Annotated in this window: 16 protein-coding genes; 5 read left to right on the forward strand and 11 right to left on the reverse strand. The window is 68.9% G+C overall.

All coding sequences use genetic code 11. The features are described from left to right. From hemE to PHQ87_RS03335, 3 genes are all read right to left on the reverse strand, one after another. Positions 1 to 867, reverse strand: an 867-nt coding sequence (gene hemE, locus PHQ87_RS03325; RefSeq protein ID WP_300231209.1) for a uroporphyrinogen decarboxylase, incomplete at its 3' end; no start/stop codon positions are given. A gap of 221 nt (positions 868 to 1088) precedes the next feature. Then, entirely contained in the window at positions 1089 to 1718 is a 630-nt protein-coding gene (locus tag PHQ87_RS03330; protein WP_300231243.1) for a thioredoxin family protein, read from the reverse strand. 35 nt (positions 1719 to 1753) lie between these two features. Then, complete coding sequence (locus PHQ87_RS03335; RefSeq protein WP_300231211.1) at positions 1754 to 4000, reverse strand: protein-disulfide reductase DsbD domain-containing protein; 2247 nt, start codon at positions 3998 to 4000, stop codon at positions 1754 to 1756. A 302-nt stretch (positions 4001 to 4302) separates the two neighbouring features. Between PHQ87_RS03335 and PHQ87_RS03340 the strand changes: the two genes are divergently transcribed. Then, positions 4303 to 5514 (forward strand): cyclopropane-fatty-acyl-phospholipid synthase family protein, encoded by a 1212-nt coding sequence (locus PHQ87_RS03340; RefSeq protein ID WP_300231214.1) that lies wholly within the window; start codon positions 4303 to 4305, stop codon positions 5512 to 5514. A gap of 26 nt (positions 5515 to 5540) precedes the next feature. Further along, positions 5541 to 6398 (forward strand): creatininase family protein, encoded by an 858-nt coding sequence (locus PHQ87_RS03345; RefSeq protein WP_300231217.1) that lies wholly within the window; start codon positions 5541 to 5543, stop codon positions 6396 to 6398. Positions 6399 to 6418: 20 nt separating this feature from the next. Here the strand turns inward: PHQ87_RS03345 and PHQ87_RS03350 are convergent, their stop codons facing one another. Then, entirely contained in the window at positions 6419 to 7090 is a 672-nt protein-coding gene (locus PHQ87_RS03350; protein ID WP_300231219.1) for a histidine phosphatase family protein, read from the reverse strand. Between the two features lie 140 nt (positions 7091 to 7230). Between PHQ87_RS03350 and PHQ87_RS03355 the strand changes: the two genes are divergently transcribed. Continuing rightward, complete coding sequence (locus PHQ87_RS03355) at positions 7231 to 9573, forward strand: ATP-binding protein (RefSeq protein WP_300231221.1); 2343 nt, start codon at positions 7231 to 7233, stop codon at positions 9571 to 9573. Between the two features lie 31 nt (positions 9574 to 9604). Here the strand turns inward: PHQ87_RS03355 and PHQ87_RS03360 are convergent, their stop codons facing one another. Genes PHQ87_RS03360 through PHQ87_RS03380 form a run of 5 tightly spaced genes read right to left on the reverse strand, consistent with a single transcriptional unit; the run spans position 9605 to position 14190 of the window. After that, positions 9605 to 10567, reverse strand: coding sequence for a threonine dehydratase (locus PHQ87_RS03360; protein ID WP_300231223.1), 963 nt, complete (start codon positions 10565 to 10567; stop codon positions 9605 to 9607). After that, complete coding sequence (locus PHQ87_RS03365; RefSeq protein WP_300231226.1) at positions 10564 to 11412, reverse strand: PhzF family phenazine biosynthesis protein; 849 nt, start codon at positions 11410 to 11412, stop codon at positions 10564 to 10566. Before PHQ87_RS03365 ends, PHQ87_RS03360 begins: the two co-directional genes overlap by 4 nt. Next, positions 11409 to 12578, reverse strand: coding sequence for a PLP-dependent aminotransferase family protein (locus PHQ87_RS03370; protein WP_300231228.1), 1170 nt, complete (start codon positions 12576 to 12578; stop codon positions 11409 to 11411). The genes PHQ87_RS03365 and PHQ87_RS03370 overlap by 4 nt, the downstream gene beginning before the upstream one ends. Further along, on the reverse strand, positions 12575 to 13492 hold the full coding sequence (locus PHQ87_RS03375; RefSeq protein ID WP_300231246.1) for a DMT family transporter: 918 nt from the start codon (positions 13490 to 13492) through the stop codon (positions 12575 to 12577). Before PHQ87_RS03375 ends, PHQ87_RS03370 begins: the two co-directional genes overlap by 4 nt. A gap of 56 nt (positions 13493 to 13548) precedes the next feature. After that, positions 13549 to 14190 carry a LysE family translocator gene (locus tag PHQ87_RS03380; protein ID WP_300231230.1) on the reverse strand — a complete coding sequence of 214 codons (642 nt, stop codon included), beginning with the start codon at positions 14188 to 14190 and terminating at the stop codon, positions 13549 to 13551. 121 nt (positions 14191 to 14311) lie between these two features. Here PHQ87_RS03380 and PHQ87_RS03385 point away from each other — a divergent pair, with 121 nt between their 5' ends. Next, the gene (locus PHQ87_RS03385; RefSeq protein WP_300231231.1) at positions 14312 to 15775 is read left to right on the forward strand and encodes a PLP-dependent aminotransferase family protein; all 1464 of its coding nucleotides are present in this window, start codon (positions 14312 to 14314) and stop codon (positions 15773 to 15775) included. Here the strand turns inward: PHQ87_RS03385 and PHQ87_RS03390 are convergent. Then, a complete protein-coding gene (locus PHQ87_RS03390) occupies positions 15747 to 16472 on the reverse strand; it encodes a MarC family protein (RefSeq protein WP_300231233.1) in 726 nt (241 codons plus the stop codon). The two genes, PHQ87_RS03385 and PHQ87_RS03390, sit on opposite strands and share 29 nt — an antisense overlap. 178 nt (positions 16473 to 16650) lie before the next feature. Here PHQ87_RS03390 and PHQ87_RS03395 point away from each other — a divergent pair, with 178 nt between their 5' ends. Further along, complete coding sequence (locus PHQ87_RS03395; RefSeq protein WP_300231237.1) at positions 16651 to 17652, forward strand: ornithine cyclodeaminase family protein; 1002 nt, start codon at positions 16651 to 16653, stop codon at positions 17650 to 17652. Between the two features lie 55 nt (positions 17653 to 17707). Here the strand turns inward: PHQ87_RS03395 and abc-f are convergent, their stop codons facing one another. Next, positions 17708 to 19600: a ribosomal protection-like ABC-F family protein gene (gene abc-f / locus PHQ87_RS03400; RefSeq protein WP_300231239.1), complete on the reverse strand. Its 1893-nt coding sequence runs from the start codon at positions 19598 to 19600 to the stop codon at positions 17708 to 17710. Positions 19601 to 19923 lie beyond the last annotated feature (323 nt).

The following is a 19923-nucleotide window of genomic DNA, read 5'->3' on the forward strand; positions in this document are numbered from 1 at the left end:
GGCCTTGCTGTCACCCACGAGGGCGCGGGCCATGCCGAGGTTCACGGTCCAGTCCAGGCCCAGCACGTCGCAGTCCAGGTCCTTCATGTCGGCCAGCCACAGCCCACCGCCCTTGGTGAAGACGATGCGGGGAATCACGTTGCCCGCGCTGTCCGTGCGCTTGAGCTGTGCCAGCACGCGCCGGGTGTAGGCGAGCGAGAACGCCTGGAACTTGCCGTCGGCCAGCACGCCCCCCCAGCTGTCGAAGATCATGGCTGCCTGCGCACCGGCGTCGATCTGTGCGTTCAGGTAGGCGGCCACCGCGTCGGCGTTGATGGCCAGGATGCGGTGCATCAGGTCGGGCCGGGCGTACATCAGGGTCTTGACCTGGCGGTAGTCGTCCGAGCCACCGCCCTCGACCATGTAGCACGCCAGCGTCCAGGGGCTGCCCGAGAAGCCGATCAGCGGCACGCGACCGTTCAGCGCCCGGCGGATCGAGGTCACCGCGTCGAACACGTAGCGCAGCTTGTCCAGATCGGGCACGGCCAGGGTGGCCACATCGGCCTCGGTGCGCACCGTGCGGGCAAACTTCGGGCCTTCGCCCTGCTGGAACGACAGACCCAGGCCCATCGCATCGGGCACGGTGAGAATGTCGGAAAACAGGATGGCGGCGTCCAGCGCATAGCGCTCCAGCGGCTGCAGCGTCACCTCGGTCGCGTAGTCCACGTTGGTGGCCAGCCCCATGAACGAACCGGCCCTGGCACGCGTGGCGCAGTACTCGGGCAGGTAGCGCCCGGCCTGGCGCATCAGCCACACGGGCGTGTGGTCGGTGGCTTGGCGCAGACAGGCGCGCAGGAAGGTGTCGTTCTGCAGGGGGGCAAAGCTCATGAGGGTATCCGGTGCGGGCTTTCTATAAGGAAGCGAGATTATCCCGCGTCGACCCAGCGCGCCGGTTTGCGTGGGGTATGGGCCGGATGGAAGGCCCTGAACAGGGGCTCCCGCAGCCGTTGGCCATTCGTGGCCAGGGGCCATGCCATCCGCTGCGGGCGTGAGCACGCCAGCGCGCCAAGCCAACAACCGTCTGCAGACGCGAGCGCCGCGGATGCGGCTCAGGCCGCGATCTTGTACTTGATGCTGCAGCCGTAGGGCAGGCTGGTGGCCTTGCTCACCGGCTTGCCGGCCAACAGTTCATCGAGCCCCTGGCGGACATAGTTGGTGGCCTTGTCGATGTCGGCCACGCGCGCGGACGGGATGCTGTCGATGCCGCCCGCGTAGACCAGTACCCCTTGGGCGTCGACGATGTACATGTGCGGCGTCACCCGCGCGCCGTAGGCGTGGCCGACCTGTCCGTCCTCGTCCATGAGCGTGGCCGTCGGCGTGCCGCCTTTTTCCTGCATCCAGCGGCCGAGCTGGGGTGGGGTCAGGTAGTCGCCGCTGGCGTCTTGGGTGGAGTTGATCACCAGCCAGGCCACGCCCTTGGCGGTGTAGGCCTTCTGCAGCGATTGCAGGTTGCCCTCGTAGTGCTTGCGTACGAAGGGGCAGCCCGGGTTGTTCCATTCGAGCACCACGGGCCGGCCCAGGAACTGCGACAGCTTCACGGTCTGCCCGGCGGTGTCTTCCAGGCTGAAATCCGGGGCGGGCTGTCCGACCAGCGCGGCGGCGTGAACCACCTGCGGGCGCAACAGGGTGGGCAGGGCCAGCGCGCTGGCGCCGAGGGCGATCAGGGGGCGGCGTTGCATCATGGCGTTGTCTCCCATAGGAGGGTGAGAATCCGTCAGAGCCGGTTCAGTGCGGAACGTACCTCGTCAACCGTGAGAATTTCCGTCAGCACCTGGACCGGCTGTCCGGGCTTGTGCAGGGCGTACACCGGCACGCCATTGCGGCCCAGGCGGCCCAGCGACAGCGTGACGGCCGGATCGCGCCGTGTCCAGTCCGCACGCAGCAGCGCCACCTGCCGGTTGGCCATGTCGGTGAGCAGCTCGGTATCGGCCAGGGTGGTGCGCTTGTTGTACTGGCAGGTCACGCACCAGGCGGCGGTGTAGTCGACGAACACGGTGCGGCCTTCGGCGAGCAGCGCGGCTTCCCGCTCGGGGGTCCAGCTCTCCCAGGCCAGACCGTCAACAGCGGTGGCGACCGGCGCGCCCGCTTCGGCCGCGGCCAGCCGGGTGACGTTGGGTCCGAGGCTCGTGCCCAGCCAGGCCAGCGCCACCAGGGACACGCCGGCCAGCCAGGGGCGACCTTTGCCGCGCAGACCCAGCGCCCAGACCAGCAGCGTCAGCAGCAACAGCAGGGCCAGCAGGGCCGCCGCGCCATCGATGCCGGTCTGCTGGCCCAGCACCCACAGCAGCCAGACCACCGTGGCGAACATCGGAAAGGCCATGAACTGGCGGAAGGTCTGCATCCAGGTGCCGGGGCGCGGCAGCGCGCGCGCAATGGCCGGCCACCAGCTCGCCGCCAGGTAGGGCAGGGCCATGCCCAGGCCCAGCAGGGCGAAGACCGCCAGCGCCTGCCATGCCGGCAGCCCGATGGCCAGGCCGAGCGAAGCGCCCATGAACGGCGCGGTGCAGGGCGAGGCCACGGCCACGGCCAGCACGCCGGTCAGGAAGGCGTCCGTGGTCGGGTTGCGCGCTTGCAGCGTGGCCAGCCGCGAGGGCAGCACGTTGCCGAATTCGAACAGGCCGGCCAGGTTCAGGCCGATCAGCGTGAACAGGGTGGCCAGCGCCGCCACCATGACCGGACTCTGGAGCTGGAAGCCCCAGCCCACCGCCTCGCCGGCCGAGCGCAGTGCCAGCAGCAGGCCGCCCAGCGCCAGGAAGGACAGGACCGCGCCGGCGGTGTAGGCCAGTCCGTGGCGCCGGTGGGCGGCGCGATCGCCCGCATGCTGCGCGAACGCCATCACCTTGATCGCCAGCACCGGGAACACGCAGGGCATGAGGTTGAGGATGAGCCCGCCCAGCAGCGCGCCGAGCAGGGCGGCGCCGAGCGTGAGTCTGCTGGTCGGTGCCTCGGGATGGGCTCCGGTGGTGGCCTGGGCCGCGTTGGCTTCCAGCGCGGCCTGCAGTGCCGCTGGCACGTCCTGGCGGCCCGAGGTGGTGGCGGCCACGGGCCACAGGCCCTGCACGGGCAGCACCTGGCGGATTCCCGCCCTGGAAGCGCCGGGGCCGGGTGTTTCATCGGATGCCAATGCCAGCACCACGGGCAACAGCTCGGGTTCGGCCACGCGCTGGTCCGTCAGTGGCACCTCGGCCGTCCAGCGCCCGCCCTGCCAGGCCTGTGTCCAGGGGGCGCCGGGCTCGATGATGCCGGCCAGTTCGGGGAAGAACTCCAGCCGCTTGCCATGCCAGGCTTGCGGCAGGTTGTCCATGGTGACCGACAGGGCCGCCTCCTGCGGGCGCGCATGGCCGGCGCCCGCAGGTTCCTCGGCCGGCACGGCGGCCAGGGTCTGGTCGAACAGCTCGCCGTGCATGGCGGTCGAGCCCTGTGCGGGGATGCGCAGGCGCAACCGGGCGTCACCGGGAATGCATTCCTTGCGGCAGACCAGCCACCTCGCCTCCAGGCCGATGTCCAGCCGGGGCGCCTGGAAGCTGGCATCGATGGTCAGGGGCACGGGCAACAGGACGGTGCCGTCGTAGCCGTAGTTGGCCAGATGGCCGATCGGGAACTTGCGCGGTGTCGGCCAGGCGATCTCGCCGGCGCTGACCCCCGGAGGCAAGGTCCAGTGCAGTTCGGTGGGCAGGCCCGAGTCGCCGGAATTCTTCCAGTAGGTGTGCCATTCGGGCGCATGCTGCAGCCGCAGACCGACCCAGACCCGCCGGCCCGGCGCGACACCTTCGGGGGCGTGGGCCACGAGCTCGGCATGCACCTGCTCCGTTCGGCTGAGGTGCGCGCCCGGGTCGTCCCCGGTGCCGCGCGCCAGCAGGGACTGGGCCAGGGCCGGCTCGCCGGCCAGCGCCACTCCAAGGGAACACAGGGCAAGGGCCATCCGCCAGGGCAGAGACAGCAATCGGATGCAGCGGGACATGGGCAAAGGCAGGCGTACCAAAAATTAAAAAATCCGTCGTCGAACGTTATGAGGCGGGCGCGTGGGTGGCGGTTCCCGGCCGTGCCTGGCGTCCGTGGCCGAACCTTCCAATATAAGCCGGCGTTGTTTCGTGCGCTTCGATCGTTTGGAACTATCGAGCTGAAGGATGCGATTTGTCTGTGACGGGATTCACAGTTTGTCCCAGATTGGGTACAAAAGGCAGTTCAGCTTGCTCCTGATGTTTCGTGCCGCATGCCCGATCAAGGCCGTGCGAGAAAGGGACTGGAATGGGAATGATGGAAATGGCCTTGCTACCCTGGGCGCAGCGCGTGCGCCGCAAGGCCAATCTGCCAGTGCGCCTGAGTTGGGGAGATGCGGGCGCACACTCGCTCAGCCTGGGTGACTTCGACGAACCGCGCGTGCAGATTCATGTGCGGGACGACGAGGCCCTGCGCCTGCTGTTGGACCCAACGCTGGAAACGCTCGGCCAAGCCTACGTGGAGGGCCTGATCGACGTTGAAGGCCAGCTTGAGGACATCCTGGCCATGGCCCATGGCCTGACCGATGCGGGCGCCGACGATTCGCCGGGCCTGATGGGCCGCCTGCGTCGTCGCGTGGCGCACACGCGCGAACTCGACAGCGACGCGATCCGCTATCACTACGATGTCTCCAACGCGTTCTATGCCGAATGGCTCGATTCGGCCATGGTGTATTCCTGCGCCTACTTCGAAAACGGCGATGAGGATCTGGCCACGGCCCAGCAAAAGAAGATCGACCACATTCTGACCAAGGTGCAACTGCAGCCCGGCCAGCGGCTGCTGGACATTGGCTGTGGCTGGGGCGCGCTGGTGATCCGGGCCGCGCAGAAGTTCGGCGCGCGCTGCGTGGGTGTGACGCTGTCGGAAAACCAGTACGCGCTGGCCCGGGAGCGGGTCAGGGAAGCGGGCCTGGAAGGGCAGGTCGAGATCCGCCTGCAGGACTACCGCGATGTGAACGACGGACCGTTCGACCGCATCACCAGCGTCGGCATGTTCGAGCACGTGGGGCTGAACCACCTGGCGGACTATTTCGCTCACATCCGCGCCTTGCTGGCACCCGATGGGTGGGTGCTGAACCACGGCATCACCAGCACCGATGCCGACGATGGCGAGGCGACCAAGGGCGCGGGCCGTTTCATCGACCGCTACGTGTTCCCGCATGGGGAGTTGCCGCACATTGGCACGGTGCTCAGGACCATGCAGCAAGGTGGGCTGGAGGTGTTCGACGCCGAGAACCTGCGACGGCACTACGCGCACACCCTGGCCCACTGGTCGCGCAACTTCGAGGCCCGGCGCGAGCGCGTGCGGGCGCTGGTGGACGAAAAGCGCTGGCGCATCTGGCGTGTCTACCTGGCCGGCTGTGCCTGGGCCTTCGAACACGATGAGGTCGCGCTGTTCCAGGTGCTGTGCCGTCCGGCACGCCAGGGCGCCGGGGGCTTGCCCTGGTCGCGCCGCTGGATGTACGGGCCAGGCTGAACCGTGCTCGCCGTAAGATGGCGGGCATGAGCACCGCTGATGATGCACCGGCCTGGCCTGGCCACTGGTCCGATCTGACGACCACCGATTTTGCGCAGCTCGACCGGGACCGAGCGATCGCGTTGCTGCCCGTGGCCGCCACCGAGCAGCACGGGCCGCACCTGCCGTTGTCGGTCGACGCCACGATCGCCGACGGCATCGTGGCGGAGGCACTGCGTGAATTGCCGCCGGGCTTTCCCGCACTGGCGCTGCCGACGCAGACGGTGGGTTTCTCACCCGAGCACACGCGCTTTGCCGGCACCCTGACGCTGCGCGCCGAAACGCTGATGCGCGTATGGACCGAGATCGGAGAGTGCGTGGCCGCCAGTGGTGTGAAGAAACTCGTGCTGTTCAACAGCCATGGTGGACAGGTTGGCGCGCTGGACCTGGTCGCGCGCGACCTGCGCGCGCGCCTGGGCATGCTGGTCTACAGCCTGAGCTGGTTCAACCTGCCGCTGGTGGATGAGTCGGGCGCCGATGCGAACGCCCGCTTCAGCGCCGACGAACACCGTTTCGGCGTGCATGCGGGTGATGTCGAAACCTCGATGATGCTGGCTCTGTCGCCACAGCGTGTGCGCATGGCGCGGTCGTCCGATTTCCCTTCCAGTTCGCGCATACGGGCGCAAGGCTTCGACATCCTGGGCAATGGCCGCAGCGCCAAGCTGGCCTGGATGATGCAGGATGTCAATCCGCAGGGCGCGGCGGGCAATGCCGCAGCCGCCAGTGCCGAGAAGGGCCGGGCTCTGGTCGGTGCTGCGGGCCGCGCGCTGGCCGCGCTGCTGCAGGAGATCGACCGGCTGCCGCCGGATACCCTGACCGAACACACCGCCTTCGGCGCCGGGTGACCCGCGCGGGTGGTATGTGCTCAGGCGTAGGTCACCCAATCGGCACAGCTCGGATCGTCCAGGTGCGGCAGCGCGTTGTAGGTCAGCAGGTGGTGCCGCCGGGCTGTGAACTCGAATTGCGCCACGGCCGTGTTGCGGATGCGCATGTTCAGCGCGATCGTGGCGTCCGGGCTGGCGCCCAGGATGTGGCCGACCGCGGTGGCAATGGGGCCACCGCTGGAGACGATCAACACCCGGCCACCCTGGTGGTGCCGCCGCACGTGGTCCAGCGCGCTGGTGACGCCGTGCACGAATGTGTCGTAGTCGGGCATGCCCCGAGGGCTGATGGTGCCGGCCATCCACTGCGCCAGCCCGTCGCGCAACAGCCGGAAATGCTGGCGGTACCGCTCGGGTGTGTCGGGGCGAGGCAGGGGTTCGGGGTGGATGGCGTGAATCACCGCATGGCTGTCGTACTCGTTCAGGCCCGGCCACACCAGCGGTGCCTGCTGGTAGCCCGCACCGCGGGCGATGCCTTCCCAGGTCTGGGCGTGGCGCCGCAGCGAGCCCATGATCACCGCATCGAAGCGCAGGCCGCGCTCGCCCCAGTAATGGCCCAGGCGTTCGCTTTGCCGCTGGCCCAGCGCGCTGAGCTGGTCGTAGTCGTCTGCGCCAAACGAGGCTTGGCCGTGGCGCACGAGGTAGAGCGTTCCCATGGGGCGTCATTCTGTGCGAGGCCGCGCTCGATCTTTTGTCCCGACAGCGACTGGGCGGCCTTCGTGGGGCGGTGCGCTCATACCGGAACCCGCATTCCGATAACCCGTGTCCGGCGATGGCGGCCGGGTGCTGTGCTCCAATGCAGGGGTCACCGAACCCCGAGTACCTGTTGATGTCGCTGGATCTGTCCACCCTGCTGGTCATGCGTTTCAGCGTCGACCTGCTGATCGCGATCGCGTTTGGCGCCATGGTCCGGCGCTACCCATCCATTGGCGGCCCGGGCTGGTGGGCACTCGGGTCGCTGATCAATCTGTTCGGTGCCATGGGGATGGTGATGCCGCTCGGTGGCCAGCACGCGATGGTGCTGGCGCTGTCGAGCACGCTCGTCTTTCTGTCTTCGCTGAGCGTCTGGCTGGGGCTGCGGGCCTATCTGGGCCTGGCCCTGCCGTGGACCCGGTGTGCCGCCGCCACGGCGCTGGTGGCCGGCCTCAATGGCCTGGGTGCGGTCCGCTTCGGGCAGCCGGAATTCAGCCAGGGGATGCTGGCGGCATCGTGCATGCTGGTGGTCGCCTGGGCGCTGTGGGATATCCGCGCATCGCAGAAAGCCCGTCGCCAGCCCGAATTCGCTGCGCTGACCGTGCTGATGGGCATCGAATGGCTCATCCTGGCGGCCTTGCTGAGCTGGGTGCTCTGGCCTTCCCTGCGGCCTGCCGGGTTGATGGTGCCGTGGTTCCTGGCCGCCTTTCTCATGGCCAAGATGGTGCGCGCGGTGCTGTACAGCGCGCTGGTGTCCCTGCGCCTGCGCCGCGAGGCCGAGGCGGCCCGGCGGGCTGTCGAGTCGCGCGAGGCCGAGTCGCGCGCGCTGGTGGACAACCTGGGCGCGGGCGTCCTGGTGCTGCGGGCCGACGGCGAGGTGCTGGGCATCAATGCCGCCGCCCGGCGCGGTCTCGGGCTCGACACAGGTGGCGGGCCGCCGGACGCGATGCACGTGCGGGACTGGATCCTGCTGCGCGAGGACGGGTCGCCGATGCCCCTGCCGGAGCAGCCGATCGCGCGGGTGCTGGCGCAAGGCCGGGCCGTGGACAATGTCGTCATGGGCATCCAGCCGCGGCCGGACAGCAAGGAGCTCTGGGTGCTGTGCAACGCCTACCCCGAGAACGATCGCCTGGGCGCCTTGCGCCACGTGGTGTTCACCTTCGTGGACATCACGCTGCTGCGCCGGGCCCAGCAACAGCAGAAGTTGCTGGCCGAGCAACTCGCGCAGTCCCGGAAGATGGATGCCCTGGGGACGCTGGCCGGCGGCATCGCGCACGACTTCAACAATATCCTGGCGGCCATTCTGGGCAATGCCGATCTGGCGCGCCAGGACGTGATGTCGGGCGCTGCCGCGCGCGAGAGCCTGGACGAAATCAGCAACGCGGCGCGGCGCGGGCGCGAACTGGTCCGGCAGATCATGGCGTTCTCCCGCCAGCAGCCGATGGAGCGTGCCCTGGTGCACCTGCACGACATCGTGCAGGAGACCAGTGCCCTGTTGCGCACGGCGCTGACGCCACAGATCCAATTGGCGGTGACCTCGTGTGAAGGCTCGGCCGTTCTGCGGGCCGACCCGACCCAGATCGGCCAGGTGCTGCTGAACCTGGGTACCAATGCCATCCATGCCATGCAGGGGCAGCCGGGGCGGCTGGAGTTGCGCGTGACCGAGGTGCCGGCTGACGATCCGCAGTTGCCGGAGGAGTTGGCCCGGACCTGTCGCCAGGAGGGTGTGGGCGCGGTCAGCGTGGCCGTATCCGATACCGGCTGTGGGATGGATGACGCCACTCGTCGGAGAATTTTCGATCCGTTTTTCACCACCAAGCCGGTCGGTCAGGGCACCGGATTGGGCCTGCCCGTGGTGCTGGGCATTGTCCAGTCGCATGGTGGCGCGATCCGTGTGGACAGCGAGCCGGGCAAAGGCTCGACATTCACGTTGTATTTCCCGATGGAAGCGGCAGGTGCCACTGCCGTGGAAGCCGGCACAATCGCCCCTGGTCCTGTGCACCGCGCAGCCCTGCCACCCATTGCCCACGAGGAGAGCCAGCCGATGAGCACGCCGCCAGCCGGGGCGACCGGCCATGTGCTTTACCTGGATGACGATGACACACTCGTCTTCCTGGTGCGCCGCCTGCTGGTGCGGCGAGGTTACGAAGTCACGACCTTTTGCGACCAGCAGGAGGCGATCGATGCCGTGCGTGCCAGCCCCGACAGGTACGACCTGCTGCTGACCGACTACAACATGCCCGGCATGTCGGGCATCGATGTGGCGCGTGCCGTGCTGGCGATCAACCCGGCGCTGACCGTGGCGGTGGCCTCCGGCTACATCAACGACGAGCTGGAACAGGCGGCCCAGGCCGCAGGCGTGCGCGAGGTGGTCTTCAAGACCGATGCGATCGAGTCGTTCTGCGAGGTGGTGCAAAGGCTGGTGACCCGCCCTGCGGGCTGTTGAACGGAGGCACTCCCCGGCGCGGCAGGCACAGTCACGCCGCCAGCACCTGGGCGAACACGCTGGCGTCCACGTTGCCGCCGCTCAGGGCCGCACCCACAGCCAGCCCCTGCAGTTGCTCGCGCTCCTGCCAGGCCGCGGCGAATGCTGCCGCACCAGCACCTTCGGCCACGTTGTGCGTGTCGGTGAACAGCCAGCGCATGGACTGCGCCACTTCGTCGTCGCTGACCTTCACCACATGGTCCAGATGCGCCTGCAGCACCGTCAGCGCATCCTCCTCGGCAATGCGGCAGGCCATGCCATCGGCCAGCACGGTGCTCACCGGCGAGGCCACCACACGGCCGGCGGCCAGCGAGTCGGCATAGGTCGTGGCGTGGGCGCTGACGACGCCGACGATCCGCACGCGATGGCCGAGCGCGAGCTTGGCGGCGATGGCCGAGCAGGCGCCCGAACCCAGGCCGATGGGGACGTAGGCCACGTCCAGGTCCGGCACCGCGCGCAGGAATTCCCACCAGTAGGTGCTGACGCCGCGCAGCAGGTCGGTGTGAAAGCTGGGCACCATGTGCGCACCGCGCTCGGCGGCCAACGCAATGGCGTGCTCGCGGCTTTCCTGGAAGTCCGTGCCGTGCTCGATGAGGTCGACGCCCAGCGCGCGCATGGCGTCATTCTTCTCGCGCGAGTTGCCGTGCGGCACGACGATGGTGCACTTCACACCGTGGGCACGCGCGGCCCAGCCGACGCTTTGTCCGTGGTTGCCGCGCGTGGCGCTGATGACCTCGCGCGGCAGTTCACCGCGGCGCTTGAGCTGGTCGAAGTAGGTCAGGCCGCCGCGGATCTTGAAAGCGCCCACGGGGGTGTGGTTCTCGTGCTTGAGCCAGCAATGGGCACCCAGGCGCCGGCTCAGCAGCGCCCAGCGGTATTGCGGGGTGGGTGGGAATTCGCGGTAGACCACCTGGGCGGCGGCCTGGATGTCGTCGGCGGTGGGCAGATGGATCACAGAGAAACGCTCCCTTCGATGCAGGTCACACTGTGGCCGCCGACCCAGATGGTGCCGTCGGCCGCTCGCTCGATATGCACCCGGCCTGCGCGGCCGAGTGCCGTGCCCTGGGCCGCCATGTAGACCGGTGGTGCCAGCTTGGCGCCGGTCAGCCATTGCGCCAGTGCGGCGTTCAGGCTGCCGGTCACCGGGTCCTCGGCGATGCCGCTGAGGACCGGAAAAAAGGCGCGCACCTCGAACTGCGCGTCGCCGCTCTCATGCGGCCCGATGAGGCCGACTTCCATGCCCGCGAGCACCGCCGGATCGGGCCGCACCGACAGCACCTGGCGGGCACTGCGCAGCATCACGCCGCGCCAGTGCGGCCCGTTGTCGCACCAGGCGTGGGCGACGATGTCCTCGCGCGTCAGGCCAAGGCCCTGGGTGATCCGCTGCAGCTCCGGCTCGTCCAGCGGTCCGCCGCGCCGCAGCGGCGGCGCGGCGAACGCCAGCAGCCCCTCCTGCCGACGGATCTTCACGAGGCCCGCGCCGCATTCCTGCACCACGCAGTCGCCCTGGGGCTGCCCGCCTGCGCGCAGCCAGGCGTGGCAGGTGCCCAGCGTCGGGTGGCCGGCGAAAGGCAGTTCGCGTCCTGGGCAGAAAATGCGTACCCGGTAGTCGGCGCCGGCCGCCGCTGCCGCGGGCGAGGGTGGCAGCACGAAGGTGCATTCGGACAGGTTGGTCCAGTCCGTGAAGCGCTGCATCTGCGCGCTGTCCAGCCCCTGGCCATCGAGTACCACCGCCAGGGGGTTGCCGTGGTAGGGCGTGTTGGTGAAGACGTCCACCTGGCGGAACGGGCGTCGTGTCATGGCAGGGCCTCGCGGATGGCCTCGGCCAGGGCCTTGATGCCGACGCGGATCTGTTCTTCGCTGGCCGTCACGAAGGACAGGCGCAGGGTGCGCGGGTCCGGCTCGCCCGCGAAGAAGGCCGCGCCGGGCACGAAAGCCACACCCTTGTCCACCGCCTTGGGCAGCAGCGTGATCGCGTCGAGGCCGGCCGGCAGCCGCACCCACAGGAACATGCCACCGTCGGGCGAGTTCCATTGCACGCCCAGTCCGGCCATGTCCTGCGCCAGCGCGTCGAGCATGACGGCACACTGGTGCTTGTACAGCGCCCGGATGGTCGGCACGTGGCGGTCGAGGAAACCGTCCTTGAGCACCTCGGCCACCATGCGCTGGTTGAAGCTGGGGCTGTGCAGGTCGGCTGCCTGCTTGGCCTGCAGCAGCTTCGGGCTGATGGCCTTGGGTGCCACCAGATAGCCCAGGCGCAGGCCGGGCGCCAGCACCTTGGAGAACGAACCCAGGTAGATGCCGCCCTCGGGGTTGCGTGCACTCAGCGGCAATGGCGGCGCATGGTCGAACCACAGGTCACCGTACGGGTTGTCTTCCACGAAGGGCACGCCGACGGCCGCCAGGCGCTCGACCAGGATCTGGCGCCGCGCCTCACCCATGGTGCGCCCGGTCGGATTCTGGAAATTCGGCAGCACGTAGAGGAAGCGCGCGCCCGGGCTCTTGCAGCCGAGGTCGTCGATGTCAAGTCCCTCGGTGTCGCTGTTCACACCCACGATGTCGGGCTCCATCGGCGCGAAGGCCTGCAGTGCGCCCAGGTAGGTGGGGGTTTCCACCAGCACCCGGCTGCCGCCATCGATCAGCACCTTGGCCACCAGGTCCAGTCCCTGCTGGCTGCCGGTGGTGATCAGCACCTGATCGGCACTCACGTCCCAGGGCAGATGGTGGGCGACCCACTCGCACAGGGGTCGGTAGCCCTCGCTGGCCGCGTACTGCAGGGCCGATCGGCCATCGGTTTCGAGCACGCGGGCGCAGGCTTGCGCGAACGCCTCCACCGGAAAAGTCCGCGGCGAGGGCAGGCCACCAGCGAAGCTGATGATCCCCGGCTTCTCGGTCACCTTGAGGATTTCCCGGATCACCGAGGGGTTCATTTTCTCGGCGCGTTGCGCCAGGGTCCAGAGGGTCATGGGCGTTCCTTGTGCGTGTGGTGTGCGGGGGTGGGTGGGGAAGGCGCGGGACCGGCCAGGCGGCGTCCGGCAAACACGGTGACGACGACCAGCAGCGCAAATCCCCAGCTCATGGTGTCGATGCGCTCGCCCAGCAAAGGGACGGCAGCCACCATGCTGATGAACGGCTGCAGCAACTGCAACTGGCTGACCCGCAGGGCGCCGCCCAGGGCGAGCCCGCGAAACCAGGCGAAAAAACCGATCCACATCGAGAACAGGCCGACGTACAGCAGGCCCAGCCAGGCCGTGGTCGAAACGCCGGTGGCGGGCCAGGTCAGCCAGGTGCCGGACAGGGTGAGCGGCAAGGCGAACACACAGACCCAGCTGATCGTGCGTTCGGCACCCAGGGTGGGCGTGATCTGGGCGCCGCCGACATAGCCGACCGAGGCGGCCAGCACGGCGCCGATCAGCAGCAGGTCGGCCCATTCGAGCCCGAAGCGCTGTCCGGCCTGGTTGGTCCGCAGCAGGCTGTAGGCCACGACCAGGAGGCTGCCCAGCGCGGCGCAGGCCCAGAAACCCAGCCGGGCGCGCTGGTGCATCAGCCAGGCTGCCGCGACCGCCGTGGTCAACGGCAGCAGCGCGGTGATGACGGCGGCATGGGTGGCGGTCACATGGCGCAGTGCCCAGCCCAGCAGCAGCGGGTAGCCGATCACGTTGCCGGCCATGGACAGCCACAGCGGCCGGCGCATCGGCCCGGTCGGCCAGGGGGCACGACTGACGGCGAGCCAGACGGCCGACAACAGGCCGGCCATCGCCGCTCGCGCCCAGGTGACGAACCAGGGCGACAGTTGTGGCGCCTCGCTGGTGCCCGTGGCCAGTCGCGTCATGGGCAGGGTCAGGGCGAAGACCACCACGCCGACGAAGCCCAGCCACATGCCGGCGACCTCCGGCGCCCGTGCGGCGGCGGCCCAGCCAGCGGACACCGGCCGGCTCATGCCGGTGCCCCCGCGCCATGCGCCAGCATCCAGGCGGCTGTGAGCACCAGCGCCGTGGCCATGGCACGGTTGAAGATCAGCAGGCGGCGGCCGCTGGGCTGGCCATCAATGACCGGGCCGGCCAGCCACTCGCGCAGCAGCGAGCCGGTGAGGGCGTAGGCCAGGTTGCTCGCGAAGGCGAACGCCAGCATGACCGGCAGCACCTGAGCGAAGCGTTGCCAGGCATCGTCGCGGCCGGCGATCCAGCCGGCCACGATGGACAGGGCCAGCATCCAGGCCTTGATGTTGAGAAACTGCAGCGCCACCCCCTGGCCGAAACCGACCTGCAGGCGTGCGTCGTCCGCCTGACCGAGCGCGCGGCTGCACCACAGGCGCCCGGCCAGCCACAGCAGGTAGACACCTCCGCCACCCAGGATCGCCCAGCGCAGCAGCGGCTGTGCCATCACCAGCGCGCCTACCCCGGCGGTGCACAGCGCCAGCAGCAGCGCCCAGCCCACGGGCACCGCGCAGACGAAGCGCAGTGCGCGCGGCAGGCCGTGGTTGGCGGCCAGCGCGGTGGACAGCGTGGTGTTGGGGCCAGGCGTGAAGCTGGTGGCGGTGGCCAGCACCAGCAGTGCGCTGAACTCGGTGGCATTCATCGGGGGCGTCCGGAGGCTTGTAATCGGAGGGGTTCCAATGTAATCTGCTCAGCCATACACGGACCATACAGATGGATGGGTCAGATGATGAATCTGTATGGTTTGCTCTGCCCATACAGCCATGCTCGATTCCCCCGCCTCACCGATGCCGGTGGACAGTGTCCTGCAGCCTTCCACGCTCACGCGGACGTCTGCGCGCACGCTCACCGAACAACTGGCCGAGCGCTTCGCCAGCCGCATCCGCGATCACCTGCTGCCGTCCGGCGCCCGCTTGCCCAGTGTGCGCCAGTGTGCGGCGCAGCACGGCCTGAACCCGTCCACGGTGGTAGCCGCCTACGATCAGCTCATCGCGCAAGGCCTGATCGAGGCCCGCCGGCACCGGGGCTTCTTCGTCCGCGAGCGCGGCCCGGTGGCACGCTCCGGCGACGGCGAGGTGGCGACCGCGGCCCCGCGCATGGCGGCGCCGGTCAGCGCAGCGACGCTCATCCGCGGCATGTTCCACCCCTCCGGAGGCAAGCCGCAGCCTGGCATGGGTGTGCTGCCGCCGGAATGGCTGGCCTCGCCCTTCATGGCCGCCGGGGTGCGCAAGGCCTCGGCGGGCAAGCTGCTGGCCGATGGCTCGCTGCGCTACGGCGAGCCGCTGGGCGACCCCCTGCTGCGGCGGGCGCTGGCGCAGCGCCTGCAGGGCATGGGGTTGCCGGCCGATCCGGCCCACATCATCACCACGGTGGGCGCCACCCACGCGCTGGACATCATCAGCCGTACCCTGCTCAAGCCGGGTGACGCGGTCATGGTCGAGGAACCGGGCTGGGCGGTCGAGTTTGCCCGGCTCGACGCGCTGGGCATGCGGGTGCTGCCGGTGCCGCGCGGTCCCGCCGGTCCCGACCTGGCCATCATGGAACGCTACTGCGAGGTCCATGCACCACGACTTTTCGTCAGCGTCAGCGTGCTGCACAACCCGACGGGCTACTGCCTGTCACCCGCGGGGGCTCACCGCGTGCTGCAACTGGCGCAGCGCCACGACTTCCACATCGTCGAGGACGACACCTATGGGCACATCGCGCCCGAGCACGCCACGCGCATGAGCGTGCTCGACGGCCTGCAGCGCACCTTCTACGTCAGCGGCTTCGCCAAGATCCTGGCGCCCAACTGGCGCGTCGGCTACCTGGCAGCACCGCCGGTCTGGACCGAGCGCCTGCTCGACACCAAGCTGCTGGCCACCCTCACCACGCCCAGTCTGCTCGAGCGTGCCATGGCGCACTGCATGGAACAGGGGCAATTGCGCCGCCACGCCGGGCGCATTCGCCAGCGGCTGGATGTGGCGCGCGGGCGCAGCGTCAAACTGGCCCAGTCGGCGGGTTGCACCTTTGTGGCCGAGCCAGCGGGTCTGTTCGGCTGGGTCGACACCGGGGTCGATACCGATGCGCTGGCCCAGCGCATGCTCGACGAGGGCTATCTGATCGCTCCCGGTTCGCTGTTCCACGCGGCGCGCTCGCCCGGCAGCCTGATGCGCATCAACTTCGCCACCACCCAGGACGCCAGCTTCTGGCGCGTATTCACCCGCCTGCGGCGGGAGCTGGGGTAGGCATCGAGCGCGAGGGACCGGTCGACAGCAGCCCCTGCAGCAGTTCGCTGGCGCCATCCCAGACGATTTGTACGCCCAGGCACAGCAGAATGAAAGCGGACAGGCGCAGGAAGATCACCGTCCCCGCCTCACCCAGCGGCCGCAGGAGCTGCTGCGCGTAGCGAAAGGCCAGGTACAGCAAGGCGCCGATGGCGACCAGTGCCAGGGCGCCGCCGCCCATGCGCGCCAGCGACAGCGTCAGCCGCGGGTCGTGCAGCGACACCCCCACCGTGATGCTGGCCGCGATCGAGCCCGGCCCGCAACTGACCGGGAAGGTCAACGGGTAGAACGCTTGCCGCTTGGCGTGCTCGGGGGTGAAGGCCTCGGCCAACTCGGTCCGGCTGTCCTCACTCGCATGGCTGGCGTTGAGCAGGCGCCAAGCCATGGCGGCCACGATCAGCCCGCCGCCGATGCGCACGATGGGCAGCGAGATGCCGAAGAAATCCAGTACGTAGGAGCCCACCAGCATCGAGCCGAGCATCAGCCCCACCATGTTGCGCGCGATACGCCGCGCCAGCACGGCACGCGTATGGGCCGAGGCGCCCTTGGTCAGACCCAGGAAGATCGGCGCCGTGGCGGCGGGATTCAGGATCGGCAGCAGGGCGGCAAAGACAAACAGGAAGCTTTTGCCGAAAGCCCCCAGCAGTTCCAGTGTCACGGCGTGTTTCCCCGGCAGGTGGTCGTGGCGCGGTGGTCGCGCCTGTGCTGTTGTGGCGGAAACCCGGTTGTTCCCTGGCCGGATCATACCCAGTGCCGGGCCAGGGCCTGTTCGCACTATTGTTTCAAGTGCGACGGGGTTGAACGCCGTGTCACCCGATCCGGCATAGCATGGCGTCATGCAATTCTTTGACGCTGCGGCCACCCGCGCCGCCCTCCCGTTCGATGGCCTGGTCCACGCCTTGCGCGAGCGCTTCGCCGCCGGCGACGTTGATGTGCCGACCCGTCACGTGCATGAAATGCCCCAACCGTTGGTGCCGGCGGGCAGCGCAGCCGGGCCGCAGCACATGACCTCGCTGATCATGCCGGCCTGGCTGCCCGGCCGCTACTACGGCGTCAAGATCGTGAACATCGCGCCGGGCAACGCCGGCCAGGGGCTACCTGGTCTGCATGCGACCTACCTGCTGTTCGACGCCCGTACCGGTGTGCCGCTGGCGCAGATGGACGGCGACGAGATCACGGCACGCCGCACCGTCGCCGCCTCGGCGCTGGCCGGGTCCTTTCTCGCCCGCGCGGATGCCGGGCACCTGCTGGTCGTGGGTGGCGGGCGCGTGGCCCGCCTGTTGCCCGCCGCCTGGCGCACCGTGCGCCCGATCCGTCGCGTGTCGGTCTGGACGCGCCACCCGGCGCAGGCGCAGGCGCTGGCCGATAGCTGGCGGAGTCAGGGGCTGGAGGCCCGGGCCTGTACCCAGCTCGAAGCCGCCTGTGGCGAGGCGGACATCGTGAGTTGCGCCACCCTGGCCGCCGAGCCGGTGGTGCGGGGGGCCTGGCTGGCGCCGGGCAGCCACCTGGACCTCATCGGCAGCTTCACGCCCCTGATGCGCGAAGCGGACGACGCGTGCCTTCGCCATGCCCGCCTGTTCGTGGATACCGAGGAGGCGCTCAAGAAAAGCGGCGATCTGCTGCAGCCCATCCGGCAGGGCATGTTGCGCACCGAAGACGTGTGCGGCACCCTGACCACCCTGAGCCGGGGCCTGGCCGCCGGGCGCCGCGACCCGACCGAGCGCACCGTCTTCAAGTCGGTCGGCTACGCACTCGAAGACCTGGTGGCCGCCATGCTGGTTTACGAGGCCGCCGTACCGTCGTCTTCCCTGCCCAGGCCCGGGGATTCCGGCGCCTGAGCGCGCGGTGGCCGATCGCCTGGCGCGCCAGGCGGCCGCCCATATGGCCATTCGCTTACGCGCGCTGGCTCAATGCCTCGTGGCGTTCCATGGCCGCCAGCCACTCCTCTTCCACCTCGGCGTGCCGACTTGCCAACTGCGCGGCCCTGGCCGGATCACTCGCATAGATCTGCCCGTCGGCCAGCAGCCGGTCCAGCTCGGCCTGCTCCTGCTCCAGCGCGGCCAGCCGGGCCGGCAGCGCATCCAGTTCGCGCTGCTCCTTGTACGACAGCTTGCGCCGGGGCGCGGCGGGGCTCGCGGCAGGCGAAGGCGCGGCCGGCTCGCGCGGCGGCGTCACCTTGGCCGCCGCCTCGGTCGCAAGCCTGGCCCGGGCAGACTGTGTCAGCCAGTCCTCCACGTCACCCACGTACTCGCGCCAGCTGCCATCGCCTTCCGCGACGAGCGTGCTGGTGACCACGTTGTTCAGAAAACGCCGGTCGTGGCTGACCAGGAACACCGTGCCCTCGTACTGTTGCAGCAGATCCTCCAGCAGCTCCAGCGTGTCGATGTCCAGGTCGTTGGTCGGCTCGTCGAGCACCAGCACATTGGCCGGGCGCGCGAACAGCCGTGCCAGCAGCAGCCGGTTGCGCTCCCCGCCCGAGAGCGTGCGCACCGGGGCCGTGGCCCGTGCCGGCGAAAACAGGAAATCACCCAGGTAGCTCTTCACATGCGTGCGGCGCGAGCCGATTTCGATCCATTCGCTGCCCGGGCTGATGAAGTCCTCCAGCGATGCATCCAGATCGATCTGCTCGCGCATCTGGTCGAAATAGGCAACGGTCAGGTTGCTGCCACGCCGCACCGTCCCGCTGTCCGGCTCCAGCTCGCCGAGGATGACCTTGAGCAGGGTGGTCTTGCCCGCTCCGTTCGGCCCGATCAGACCCAGCTTGTCGCCGCGCAGGATCGTCGTCGACACATCCCTGAGCACCACGCGTTCGTTCCCGTCTCGGTCCAGGAAACGCTTGCTCACCTTGTCCAGCTCCGCCACGATCTTGCCGCTGCTGCCCCCCGTGGTCACCTCCATGCGAACCTGACCCAGCGCCTCACGCCGCTGTGATCGCTGCTCGCGCAAAGCCTGCAGCCGATTGATGCGCCCCTGCGCCCGTGTGCGACGCGCCTCGACGCCCTTGCGGATCCACACCTCTTCCTGTGCCAGCAGCTTGTCGGCCCTGGCGTTGATCACCGACTCCTGCGCCAGTTGCTCCTCCTTGAGCGCCTGGTAGCGGGCGAAATTGCCCGGGTAGCTCTGCAACCGGCCCCGGTCCAGTTCGACGATGCGCGTCGTCACGCGGTCCAGAAAGGCGCGGTCGTGGCTGATCACCACCACGCTGCCGCGGAAATCGAGCAGCAGGTCCTCCAGCCAGGCGATGCTGTCCATGTCCAGGTGGTTGGTGGGTTCATCGAGCAGCAGCACGTCCGGGCGTCTCACCAGCGCCTGGGCCAGCGCCACGCGTTTGCGCAGTCCGCCGGACAGGCTGCCGACGCGGGCCGCCGGATCCAGATGCAGGCGCTGCAGGGTCTCTTGCACCCGCTGCTCCCAGTTCCAGCCGTCCAGTGCCTCGATCCGGCTCTGCAGGGCATCCAGGTCCAGGTCCGGCGCTCCACTCAGGTACTGCTCGCGCAGGCGGTGCACCTCTGCCAGTCCCGCCCCGGTCGCCTCGAACACCGACAGGGCCGGGTCGAGGTCGGGCTCTTGTGCCACATAGGCCACGCCAAGCCCGTCCTGCCACTGCAGCGATCCGTCATCCGGGGACTCCATGCGGCCCAGAATGCGCAGCAAGGAAGACTTGCCCGCCCCATTGCGACCCACGAGACCGACGCGCTCCTGTGCTTCCAGAACAAAATCGGCATGATCCAGCAGGGGCACGTGCCCGAACGCCAGCTGCGCATCCAGCAAGGTCACCAAAGCCATAAACCGCGATCCTTCTACTATCTAGTCAGGTGCCCACCGGCCGACAAAGGCCCGATGCCCGTGCCGGGACACCCAAGTCGGGCATTGTCCATGGTGCCGGGTAAGTCCCGTCGCGAAACCGCCAAAATCCATGTATACTTGCCGCTTCGCTTCGAACTGACCTTCTCCCGCAGACAGGTTGACGAAACGAAAAGTCGCCAAAAGGTAGACGGAAGCTGAAAAGCTGGTGTATACTACAAGGCTTCGCTGATCACTGAAGCGCTTCTCGCGAGGGGGTGCTGACACAGAGGTGGTAGGCGCTCCGGGGAGAGATCCTCGGGGGC

The sequence above is a fragment of the Hydrogenophaga sp. genome (genome assembly GCF_028698005.1).
Lineage (GTDB): Bacteria > Pseudomonadota > Gammaproteobacteria > Burkholderiales > Burkholderiaceae_C > Hydrogenophaga.

Coding starts and splice junctions, on each gene's coding strand:
- PHQ87_RS03330 (WP_300231243.1), bottom strand. CDS start 1,718: ATGCAACGCCGCCCCCTGATCGCCCTCGGCGCCAGCGCGCTGGCCCTG.
- PHQ87_RS03335 (WP_300231211.1), bottom strand. CDS start 4,000: ATGTCCCGCTGCATCCGATTGCTGTCTCTGCCCTGGCGGATGGCCCTT.
- PHQ87_RS03340 (WP_300231214.1), top strand. CDS start 4,303: ATGGCCTTGCTACCCTGGGCGCAGCGCGTGCGCCGCAAGGCCAATCTG.
- PHQ87_RS03345 (WP_300231217.1), top strand. CDS start 5,541: ATGAGCACCGCTGATGATGCACCGGCCTGGCCTGGCCACTGGTCCGAT.
- PHQ87_RS03350 (WP_300231219.1), bottom strand. CDS start 7,090: ATGGGAACGCTCTACCTCGTGCGCCACGGCCAAGCCTCGTTTGGCGCA.
- PHQ87_RS03355 (WP_300231221.1), top strand. CDS start 7,231: ATGCAGGGGTCACCGAACCCCGAGTACCTGTTGATGTCGCTGGATCTG.
- PHQ87_RS03365 (WP_300231226.1), bottom strand. CDS start 11,412: ATGACACGACGCCCGTTCCGCCAGGTGGACGTCTTCACCAACACGCCC.
- PHQ87_RS03370 (WP_300231228.1), bottom strand. CDS start 12,578: ATGACCCTCTGGACCCTGGCGCAACGCGCCGAGAAAATGAACCCCTCG.
- PHQ87_RS03375 (WP_300231246.1), bottom strand. CDS start 13,492: ATGTGGCTGGGCTTCGTCGGCGTGGTGGTCTTCGCCCTGACCCTGCCC.
- PHQ87_RS03380 (WP_300231230.1), bottom strand. CDS start 14,190: ATGAATGCCACCGAGTTCAGCGCACTGCTGGTGCTGGCCACCGCCACC.
- PHQ87_RS03385 (WP_300231231.1), top strand. CDS start 14,312: ATGCTCGATTCCCCCGCCTCACCGATGCCGGTGGACAGTGTCCTGCAG.
- PHQ87_RS03395 (WP_300231237.1), top strand. CDS start 16,651: ATGCAATTCTTTGACGCTGCGGCCACCCGCGCCGCCCTCCCGTTCGAT.
- abc-f (WP_300231239.1), bottom strand. CDS start 19,600: ATGGCTTTGGTGACCTTGCTGGATGCGCAGCTGGCGTTCGGGCACGTG.